We start from the raw sequence: 10,270 nt of genomic DNA, 5'->3' as shown, positions 1-10,270 counted from the left end.
GGGGGGCCACGGCGGGGGCCCGGCGCTGGCCGGGGTCGTCCACCCCCGCGGCCCACTCGGCGCGGCCGTGGCGGGGGGCGCCCCCGCCCTGCCGCCCGCCCCCGGCGGTGAGCAATTCCCGTTCGGCGGCGGCGGGCAGGTCGGCCGGCCAGGCCGCCTCCAGCGACCGCTGGATGGCCCGGTCGCCGGCTGCGCCCTCGCCATGCGGTGGCAGCGCCGAGGGGCTGGCCGGTGCTGTCGGCGTGCTGGCGGCTGCAGCAGTGGAGGGCACGCCTGTGTCGGCGGGGCCTGCGCTGGGGGAGAGCGGTGAAGTGGGCGGCTCGGGCGTGGCAGTGGGCGCGGACGCTGAGGAAGCGGGCGTGCCCGGTTGCTGTGGCACCGTGATGAGGGCCAGTCCAGCCGCGGCCAGGACCATGCTGGTGATCAACAGCAGGCGAGGTGAGCGTAGGGAAGATGGCGTGGTCACAGCAGGCGGGCTCCTCCCGCATAGCCGGACATGGCGTTGACCGAGTCCAGGCGGACGACGGTGCCGGGGCGGGCGGCGTTGATCATCTGGCCGCTGCCTGCGTAGATCCCGACGTGGTAGATGGTGGAGTCGCGGCCGGGGGCGTAGGCGTAGAAGACGAGGTCACCGGGTCTGAGCGCGCCGGTGCCGAGGCTGGCGGGGATGCGCCGGCCGGCACCGGCTTGCGCGGCCGCGGTGTGCGGCAGGCGGATGCCGGCCTGGGCGTACGCGTACATGGTCAGGCCCGAGCAGTCGAAGCCCTTGATGGTTGCGCCGCTTTTGCCGCTGGGTGAGCAGCAGATCCCGTACGACTTGCCGCTCGTGTTGCCGCCGCCCCAGGAGTACGGCACCCCTCGCTGGGAGAGCGCCGCGTCGATGACCGTGCGGACCTTCCCCGAGAGGTTCTTCAGGTCCGGTTCCTTGGCGGCCGCGGTGTACTGGTCGATCCAGCCCAGCACGTTGGCGACGTACTCGCCCGAGTGGTTGTACTGCCAGATCGCGGCTTTGAGGTGGGCGCGCTTGGTCAGGTCGCGGCCGCCTCCGCACAGGTAGATCGCGGCGCCGAGCGCGGCGTCGTCGGCGTTGTGCGGGTCGGCGATCTTGTCGCCGTTGCCGTCCTCGCCGGCCGACTCCCAGGTGGAGGGCATGAACTGGAAGGGGCCGACGGCTCGTTCGCCTTGGGAGGTGCCGTCCCACTTGCCGTGGTCGGTGTCGGGGAAGGCGGTGGTGTTGCCGCCGGTGCCGGAGCCGTTGAGGAGGACTCCGTAGATCTTCGGGCGGATGTCGCCGTTGTCGGCGATGTTGCGGCCGATGGCGTGGTTGGACTCGACCTTGGCGATCCCGGCGAGGATCGGCCAGTGCATGCCCTGGCACCTGGGCCTGTATGTCCCGACCTGTTGGGCGGCCTTCTTGTAGGCGGTCAGCATCCGGGCGGGGATGTCCGCAGCCGTGCCGCCGTCGGCGATGCCGCCGTCGTCCTGGATCCCGTTCTTCAACGCGACGTATGCGCTGATCGCGTTCGACACGGGGGCAGCGCAGCAGACGGCGGCGAACAGCAGGGCCACCCCCACACATGCCCACCGTCCGATGCGGCGTCGGGCCGCCCTCACTGGTCCTCACCGTCCTCGGCCCCGTCTTCGGTGCGCCACCGGGCCCGCATCCGGCGCAGTGCTTCGGCTTGCCGCATGTGCTCTTGCATGTCGGCCCGCGGCTGGGGAGTGCTGTTGTCCGGCAGCAGTGCGGCGGGCCCGTCGCTGAACCGCGGCCGTGCGGAGCCGGTGCCGCGCTGGGCCGGCGGTGTGCTCGGGGCGGGGCCGGCTGGTGTGGCGGATGAGGACGGCGGCTGGCGGCGTGCGGGTGTCGTTGCCGGCGGTGCACCGGCCGGGCGCGGGCCGGCGGGAGGCCAGGTGGTCGGGGTGGGCACGGTGCGGGCCGGGCGTGGGCCGGCGGGGGGCCAGGTAGTGCCGGGGTGTGCGCTGGTGGTGGGCAGGCGGCGCCCGGGGGCCGGTCCGCCGCCGGCGGTGGGCCCACCCATGGGGCTGCCGGGGGCGGGAGGCGGTGTGCTCGGCTGCTTGCGCGGGGCCGGTGACGGGGCGCGGCCAGAACGCCGCCAGGCGTCTGTGTCTTCGCGGATGGTGTTGCCCCAGACCTGTACCTGCTGGCGGGCGTCGTGGGTGTAGCGGGAACCGCGGGTGCTGGCGCGGCGGACTGTGGTCGGTAGCCCGACGGTTGCCCCGTACGCGGCCCGGCCGGCCCGGTGCAGGATGCGGTAGCCGCGGTAGCGGATGAGCCGGTTGTGGGCGCGGGTGGACAGCAGGGTGCGGTCACTGTTCTGGTCGTGCAGGACTTCTCCGGTGCGGCGGTCGATGATCTGCCCGTCCTGGTTGCGGTGCCGGTCGGGCGGACCGCCAGGGCGGCGGGGCCCACCGCCTGTGCCGACTGAACCGCCGTCTCCCTGCGGCGAATCCCCGGCGTGGGGGTCGCCGTCGGCGGTGGGCTTGCGCCACTTGGCCAGTTGCTCCCGGTCAGGCCGTCGGCCGATCAGCAGCCAGTGCGCGCCCTTGAGGCCGAGCCGTGTTCCCATCCCGCCCACGGCGGCTGCCGCGGTCAGCGGGGCGAGACCGCGCCCGGCTTCGGCCGTGGCGTCGGCGAGGATTGCGCCGGTGTCCACCGGCATGCCGGCGCCGTCGACCAGGGAGGTGAGGGCGCCCATCAGCCGCTGGCGGGTGCCGAGGATCCCGAACCGGCCGCCGCCGGTGAAGGCGCGCAGACCTGCGCCGTAGCCGCCCAGGGCGGCGGGGGAGTTCATGGCGAGGGCGGCGCCGAGTTCGCTGGTGTCGCCGGGCAGGTGGGTGCCGCCGACCTTGGCGTAGCGCATCCGCATGGCCATCCGCCGCCCGAAGGACGTGATGGCGGCAAGCAGGCGGCGGTGCCCGGCCGCGCCGGCGATGGCGAGGACGTCGATCAGCAGGATCCGCTCGACCATCAGGTCGGGGCCGTTCGTGATGGTGGCGTCGACGGCGATGCCGAAGGCCGGCACGAACGCGCAGATGCCCACCACGGCAAGGACGGCAATACCCCACAGCGACAGCCACTTCCACACCGACTGCCGGGCCGGTCCGGGAAGCATGCCCGCGATGAACGCGACTCCTCCGGCGGCCGCGGCGGCGGCGCAGATGCCCTGGGTGCCCAGCAGCACGATCGCGGAGGAGAGGAGCATGCCGCAGATGAACAGGGCGGCGATCAGCAGCAGGGCGGCGCCGCCGACCCGCCACCAGGTGGGCTTTTCGGCGTAGGCGGCGCAGGACGTGCCGACAGGGCCGGCCTTCTTCATGTCCGCGACGAAGGCGGCAAAGGAGCGGTCCTCGTCGGTGACGATCGCGTGGGAGTCGTCGAGGAGTTCACCACCGGGAGTCAGCTCCGGGAGAGAGTGTGAGTCGCTGCTGCCCTGCCCCTTGTCGACGTCGCGCTCGCAGTACTGTTTGGCCGGGCCGGGGAGCAGACTGCAGGCGTCCTTTGCCTTCTTTGAGGGGCCGTTTGGCAGGTAGCCGCCGGTGACCCACTTCAGGTGCACCGCATAGGCCTTGCGGTCGGCGGGTTTGGCCGGGTCGAGGATCCGCCCGTACTGCAGCAGCATGTACGGCTTGACGATCAAAGCGTTGGTGACCGAGTCCTGCAGGGGCCGGGCCACCTCCGCAGCCGAGACCGGCCCCTCGCCCTCCCGCTGAAGGCACTTGAGTTCCGCGTTGCCCGCCAGCCCTTTGCACGGGTCGAGGCTGGCGAGTTTGCCGCCCCAGTCGTAGGAGTTAACCGACTGCTGCGCGACCTCGGCAGCCACCTGCTGGGACTGCCCCAGCGGCCCGTCCCGGGAGAGCAGGGTGTCAGGGCGGACGAGAGCCGAGGCGGCGATCGCCCCGATGAGCAGAGTGAGGAAGATTTCGCCCAAGCCGCGGCCGACCCGCCCCCGCACGATCATGAACCCGGCGAAGACAAACGCCCACGCGAGCAGCAGCCCCTTCAGCCCCAGCGTGTCGACCACCACGGAGTCGTAGGTGTCAGCGACCTGCTGCGCTGGGCGGGTGAGGATCTTCAGCAGCGGGAAGCGGAAGGCCAGCTCGATGGCCCACCCGGCCAGGCCGACCAGCAGCCGGATCAGGGTGAACAGCCCGGACAGGGCGAAGGCCAGGGCCTGCGTTTTGAAGGCGACGATGGATCCGCCGTCGGCGTTCAGCTCGTACCCGTTGATCGGCACCCCTTCGGAGGAGGTGATGTTCAGCGGCGCGAGCAGGTCCCCGGTCTCGCTGTTGCTGCCGGCCGCGTAGACGACCTGCGTGTTCACCGCGAGGAACACGCCGGTGAGCAGCACGACGAAGCCGGCCGAACGCAGGGCCGCGCGCTCTGGACGGAACACGTCAGCGCCGCCTTTGCCCATCGGCGCCGCGCAGCCGCCACACCACGAAAGCACCCACACCTGCACCGACGGTGCCCAGCCTCCACGCCCCACTGGCCACGTCCTGATGACCGGCGGAGGCATTAGCCGCGGCACCGCGCTCGCAGTACGCCCTGGCCGGACCCACGCTCAAGGCACAAGGAGCGTGGCGCGCGGTGCGGGTGTCGGCGGCGATGGCCTGTCCGGTGTGCGGCCACCAGCCCTGCGGCATGCCCACCCCGAGGGCGAGCACGACCGCGACGACGACGGCGACCACGGTGAGAACGCCCGCGATCGCGGCCATGCACCGGGAGCGGTCCCAGGACAAAGGGGTCATCAGATGGTTTCCTTCGGACGGGTCTGAACGGCCTCACCGGGCAGTGGCTCCGGCACGCAGGGCGAGGCAGCGCTCGTGCGGCGCCCTGGCGTGGTGGTGATGGAGGTGGTGATGCGCTCGATGCGGGGGATGACAACCTTGATGCGGCCGGTGTTCTGCCGCGGGCAGGTCAGCAGGAACTCGCCCTCCCGGCCCGTCTGGCCCACGGGGGACAGGCCGGTGGTCACCAGCCGCCGCAGCTCACCGTCGTTCGGGTCGAGGCCGACGAACTCCAGGCCGCGACGGGCGCGTTCCCGGTCGGTGGTGCGGGCGAGCGCGCGGTAGGCCATCAGGCCTCGGTCGGGGCCGAGTTCCTCGGCGTCGTGCGAGCCCGCCAACAGGCCGGCGCCGTGCTTGCGGCCGTCGTGGAGGATCTCGTGGACCAGAGCGGTGCCTTCGGCGGACGAGGTCAGCCAGTACAGCTCGTCCAGGACCACCGCGGTGAACCGCTCGGGGTCCTCGAATGCGGTCTGCCGGGCGATCGCGGCGATCAGGTAGAGCACCGCCCGGCCGATCAGCGCTTCCAGCGGCTGCTGGTGCAGGACCTCCGGCTTGTCGAACGCGGCCTTCGGCGGCAGTTTCAGACCGGTCGTGGTGATCACGATCATGTCGGAGGCGCTGGAGGCGTCCAACCTGACCGGCGGCAGCGTCGGGTCGAAGACCATCCGGGCCAGGGAGTTGGTGGCGACGACCCGGATGAGGCCGGCGAGGGTGGCGGCCGCGTCCTGCCGTTTGCCCGCCTCGCTGGTGGCCATCTCCGCGAGGACCTCCAGCACGCGGTGCATGGACGGCTCCGGGCTGGCCGCGGCCTGCTCGACGGCATGGTGCAGAACCTCGCCGCTGGTGCTCATCGGGCCGATGCCGAGCTGGAGGGTGAGGTAGGACAGGGCGTAGTGCCGTCCCTCCGGGCCGTCGAACATCCGCAGCGGGTCGATCGACACCTCCGCCTGGGCGGCGTCGATGATCTGGACGCGGCCCTTGGCGGCGGTGCGGGCGAAGGTCGCCCACTCGCGGACCGGTGTGCGGTCGATGCAGATCGCGCAGCCGCCGCGCGCCCACACCGCCTCCGCGATCAGTTTCTGCAGCACGCTCTTGCCCGCACCGAGATCCCCGACGATGCCCATGGAGGCGGACGCATCGACCTTGGGCGCATCCGCCACGTTGATCATGACGGGGCGGGTCGTGCCGCAGTCCAGGTCGATGCCGAGGAACATCCCGTTCGGGTCGCCAACCTCCGCAGCGGTGAAAGCGCCGCCCAGTGCCCAGTCTTCGGAGACCTGGTGCTGGGTGAACTCCCGCACCCCACCCGGCCGTACGGTGCCGGGCAGTCCCAGGGTGAACAGGGCTTCCTGCAGGCCGGCCGGGCGCACCGCGCGGTAGTCGGCGCCGCCGAGCAGTGCGGCCAGGGCGCGGGCCCGGGCGTCACACACGGCGGCGGTCGGCCCCCACACGGTCAGCACGGTCACCGACTGCACCTCGACCTCCACGCTGGTGCGGGACAGGCGGGCGTCGAGCTCGCCCAGGTCGCGGGCGGCCTCGGTGAGCGAGGCGGGCATGCCGGTGGGGCGGGCGTCGTACTGGTCGGCCTGGTCGATGAGTTCGTTCTTCTTGCGCCGCACCTGGTCGCGGGCCTTCTCCGCGGGCACGAGCGTGAGGTCGACGGTGTAGTCGACGGGAAAGTCGAGCAGCTCCAGCTGGGCGAACAGGTCGGCGGCGTCCTGGCTGACCGCGGGCGGGCACTCGGCCAGCGCCAACTGCGCCTGGTAGCCCACACCGGTGTCGGACTCGACCTGCAGCCAGCGCCGCCCGAGCGGTGAGCCGGTGTTCAGACGCCACCAGGCCTTGCGGCCCGACCGGGTGATCCGGCCCGCGCTCTTGAGCTCGTCGACGTCGTCGAGGTCGGGGTCGATGCCGCCTTCCTGCAGGCGAACCTGGCCCAGATCGGCGTAGCTGGGGGAGCGCAGCACCCCGTTATGGAGCTGCCCGCCGTACATCTCGCTGGTCTCGGCCTCCGCCAGCAGCGGCTCGGCGAGGCCGCGGTGCAGGGCGTGCTGGATCATCCACACGATCTCCGCCGGGCGGGCCGGGCAAAAAGCGATGCCGCCGGCGAGCGCGGCCTCCACCCGGGAAGCCTGCTCGCGATACGCGCTCACCTCGCGCCGTGCCACCGGCACCGGCCGGATGCCCAGCATCGGCGCGACCTCGGCCCACGCCGCGCCCAAGGACGCCGACACCTGCAAGCCGGTGGTCTCGGTCTGCAGGGGCACGGCCAGCCACAGGGTGCGGCGGTGCATCTCCTGGTCGTCGAGCAGATCCAGGGTGGCCTCGACGTTCTCCACCCACCGGTGCCGGCCCGCACCCGGGACCTGCTCGGCGGGCTCGATGCCCTCGATCATCCTGAGGGCGATCTCGCCCGGGTCGACCTGGGCGCACATGCCGTACAGGCGCGGGGCCCCGGACAGCGAGCGCACCAAGTGGGTGATCTTTGCCAGCTGTTCGTCGCGGACGGCGGCGGGAACGTAGGTGCCCTGGACGGTCTCCTCGCGGCGACCCTGCGCGTCCGGGCCCGGGTGCAGGCGGTAGACGGCCCACACGCTGCCCTGCGTCGACCACACCAGATGCCCGGCGATGTGACGGAACGGAACCCTCAACGCGAACCCCCCTGCTGGACAAGGGCGAGCAGCTGCTGCACACCCGACACCGGCCCCACTGCCGTGGGAGCAACCGGCTGGGTGCGGCGGGGTGCAAACGCGCGGCCTGCGGCCGGGCCCGGGTGCGGGTGCGGCGCCCGGGCTGCACGCCGCTGAACGGCAGGGGAAGGCGCGGCTGGCGCAGCCAGGAGGGGCGCTGGCGCGGGGGTGCCCTCGATGGTGAAGCCGCCGAGCAGCGGGTGGGGAGCGCGGTCGCGGGCGGCCCGCCCGCCGATCCGCCCTCCCCTCGGCTGCCAGCCGAGCATCATCCAGCCCACCGCGGCTTGCATCGGGGCCCGGCCCCGGATCTTCGGCCTGCGCACGGCCCAAACGGCCAGCAGCCACGCGATGATGGGGACCGGCCCCATCCACGACCACCAGCCGATCGTCTTGATCAGGAGGAAGCCGCCGCCGACGGCGACCGCGATCTGCGCAGGCGTGTACGGGCCGAGGGGGATCCTCCAGTCGGCGACCTTGCCCAGCACCCAGGGATGGCGGCGGGCTGCGGTGTAGAAGCGGCCTACCCGTGCCGCGGCCGCGCTCACAGCGAGCCCCCGACGCCCAGCGAGTGTGCACGGGAGGAGGGGAGGCCGGACTGGACGATGCCGGGGACGGCGGGTGCGCCCTTGGACGGGTGCTTCACCTCGTCCTCGAACAAGTTCGCCAGGTCGTTGCGCGAGTTGTACAGACCCAGCGCGATCACCATGAGGAGCAGGGCGCCGATCCCGGCCTTGAGGCTGAACCTCTGGATCATGATCACGACGACGAGACAGACGAGACCGGCCTCCAGGCCCTTGGTCGCCCACTCCTTGAACATGTCGATCCACGAGTCAACGAGATCGTTGAGCTGCCCGGCGAGCGTCAGACTGTGCACCGTGCTCACCGGGCACCCCCGTCCTGCGCGGTCCCGGACCCCACAGCGGCGACTTCCCACCGGCCCGAGTGGGCCTTGAGCGTGAGTTCGTACGCCAGCGGCCACCGACCGCCGGTGTCCCGGGCTTCCACGGAGGCGAGGACACGCACCGCCGTGCCGTCGGCCGGCACCTTCCCGTCGGCCGCGGCTTCCTCGACGGCCAGCACCTGCTCGACGGAGACCGCGGTGTACGGGGCGGGGGAGACGGCGGTGAGCTGCACGCCGGGCGCGAGGTAGCGGTCGACCTCCCCGGCACCGGTCAGATAGGCCGCGAGGAACTCTCTCACGGCGGTGGACAGATCACCCATCGGGACGGTCACGCCATACGGCGACTTCGGCACCTCGGCCCGCACCGGGCCGGCGACCACGCCCGGTGCGCCGGTCACCGCGAAGGAGGTGCCCGCACGGCCGGCGGCCACCGGCACGAGGTAGTAGCGCACCGATCCGTCGGCGTACTGCGCAGCCACGGTCACCGCCCACGCACCGGCGCCGCGCTGTGCACTGCGCACCGCGGTCACGGACTCCGGCTTTGACTGCGCACCCGCTGCCGGGGCGGGCAGCTCGACGGCCGGCGCCATCGACTGCGCAATGCGCGCCTGCGCAGTCGTCGTGTCATCGGCGCTGCTGCGTAGCCATACGCTGACGAACACCTGCGCATAGCCGGCCGGGTCGGCGGCCGCCGCGGTGCGTACAGCGGTGTGCTCGGCCGGGGTGGCCGCCTCGACCGTGGTCGGGGTGGAGGAGACGGCGACGGCCAGGGCGACGGGGCCGGCCGCGATGACCGTCCAGACCGCCAGGCGCGAGAGGCGTACGCGGCGCCGCATAGCCTCGAGTCGGGCGCCCGCCGCCATCGGAGCAGCAGCCTGGCTCTGTGAGGCCTGCTTGCCAGGGGACATGGTCAAACTCCCAGGTCAGAACGTGTGATTGCTGACCTTGAGAAAACCCGCCGGCCCCGACCAGACCACCGACCACGAACCCCCGACCATGGTCACGATCGGGACACGAAGTCCATGGTCGGCCCGACCATGACCCGACCATGGGCCAACTGCGAGCCGGCGGCGGGCCATCGCGTCCGGCGTACATTCCCCGGACCGGCGACCGCCGTGCGATCACCTTGGCGCCCGGCCACAGGCCCGGACACCGATGCGCAGACGGAAGCCGGCCGGGCCGCGACAGACGCCTGCGCAGTGCGCCAGGCGGACCTGCGCAAGAGAAGAGCAAGAGCCCTCGGGCGGACTGCGCAGCCGCCCGGCACCACTCGACTGCGCAGGATCCCCGGGCCGGTTGCGCAGCCCGATTGCGCAACGCCCGTGCGGGGCTGGGCAGTCGGCTGCGCAAGCACTGACCGCCTGGGCTGAAGGCGCCGTGGTCGGCCCGACCATGAGCCCGACCACGGCAGCCAGACGGCTCCGTTGCCGGATCGTGACCGATGGTCAGGGCTCGTGGCCGTCAGCCTGGTCGGGGTCGGCGGGTGAGCTGACGCCATGGAACACACGCACGACTTCACACCCACGCCCCCCGGCCGCCCTACCCTGGCGGGTCCGATGGGCCGCCGTGGCCGTTGCGCGCGGCATGCGTCGGGGACACGGCGGTGAGCCGCTTCGGGACGGGGATCCGCCGGGGCGTGATGGCGGCCGATCAGTTCACCCAGATCGCCAACGCACTGTTCCGTGACGCCGGGCTGTCGTTCAAAGCGAAGGGGATCTTCGGGTGCGTCTCTACGCACAGCAACGGCTGGCAGGTGACGGTCACCGACCTCGTCGGCCTGGGCCCGGACGGACGCGAAGCGGTACGCACCGGCCTGCGGGAGCTCGAGGCACACGGCTACCTGATCCGTGAACGCCTGCGCCGCCCGGAC

Annotated in this window: 7 protein-coding genes and 2 pseudogenes; 1 reads left to right on the top strand and 8 read right to left on the bottom strand. The window is 72.4% G+C overall.

What is annotated here, in order from left to right:
• The 8 genes and pseudogenes from AB0I54_RS47475 to AB0I54_RS47440 form a co-directional block, all read right to left on the bottom strand.
• A pseudogene (locus AB0I54_RS47475) lies at positions 1-271 on the bottom strand (hypothetical protein); the annotation flags it as partial.
• A gap of 191 nt (positions 272-462) precedes the next feature.
• Positions 463-1,575 (bottom strand): bifunctional lytic transglycosylase/C40 family peptidase, encoded by a 1,113-nt coding sequence (locus AB0I54_RS47470; RefSeq protein ID WP_363302635.1) that lies wholly within the window; start codon positions 1,573-1,575, stop codon positions 463-465.
• A gap of 35 nt (positions 1,576-1,610) precedes the next feature.
• Complete coding sequence (locus AB0I54_RS47465; protein ID WP_363302634.1) at positions 1,611-4,415, bottom strand: hypothetical protein; 2,805 nt, start codon at positions 4,413-4,415, stop codon at positions 1,611-1,613.
• Position 4,416: 1 nt separating this feature from the next.
• Positions 4,417-4,770 (bottom strand): hypothetical protein, encoded by a 354-nt coding sequence (locus AB0I54_RS47460; RefSeq protein WP_363302633.1) that lies wholly within the window; start codon positions 4,768-4,770, stop codon positions 4,417-4,419.
• Positions 4,770-7,460: an ATP-binding protein gene (locus AB0I54_RS47455; RefSeq protein WP_363302632.1), complete on the bottom strand. Its 2,691-nt coding sequence runs from the start codon at positions 7,458-7,460 to the stop codon at positions 4,770-4,772. Before AB0I54_RS47455 ends, AB0I54_RS47460 begins: the two co-directional genes overlap by 1 nt.
• The gene (locus AB0I54_RS47450) at positions 7,457-8,044 is read right to left on the bottom strand and encodes a hypothetical protein (protein ID WP_363302631.1); all 588 of its coding nucleotides are present in this window, start codon (positions 8,042-8,044) and stop codon (positions 7,457-7,459) included. The genes AB0I54_RS47455 and AB0I54_RS47450 overlap by 4 nt, the downstream gene beginning before the upstream one ends.
• Positions 8,041-8,382, bottom strand: coding sequence for a hypothetical protein (locus AB0I54_RS47445; protein WP_363302630.1), 342 nt, complete (start codon positions 8,380-8,382; stop codon positions 8,041-8,043). Before AB0I54_RS47445 ends, AB0I54_RS47450 begins: the two co-directional genes overlap by 4 nt.
• Positions 8,379-9,308 (bottom strand): conjugal transfer protein, encoded by a 930-nt coding sequence (locus tag AB0I54_RS47440; RefSeq protein ID WP_363302629.1) that lies wholly within the window; start codon positions 9,306-9,308, stop codon positions 8,379-8,381. Before AB0I54_RS47440 ends, AB0I54_RS47445 begins: the two co-directional genes overlap by 4 nt.
• Before the next feature lie 695 nt (positions 9,309-10,003).
• On the opposite strand from AB0I54_RS47440, the pseudogene AB0I54_RS47435 reads away from it, so the two are divergent.
• A pseudogene (locus AB0I54_RS47435) lies at positions 10,004-10,270 on the top strand (hypothetical protein); the annotation flags it as partial.

This window comes from Streptomyces sp. NPDC050625, from assembly GCF_040654755.1.
GTDB lineage: Bacteria > Actinomycetota > Actinomycetes > Streptomycetales > Streptomycetaceae > Streptomyces.
The sequence above is the reverse complement of the archived record's forward strand: the minus strand, read 5'-3'. Positions and strand labels throughout refer to the sequence as shown.

What these genes read in the sequence shown, in the direction of transcription:
- AB0I54_RS47440 (WP_363302629.1), bottom strand. Translation starts at nt 9,308, where the DNA reads ATGTCCCCTGGCAAGCAGGCCTCACAGAGCCAGGCTGCTGCTCCGATG.
- AB0I54_RS47460 (WP_363302633.1), bottom strand. Translation starts at nt 4,770, where the DNA reads ATGACCCCTTTGTCCTGGGACCGCTCCCGGTGCATGGCCGCGATCGCG.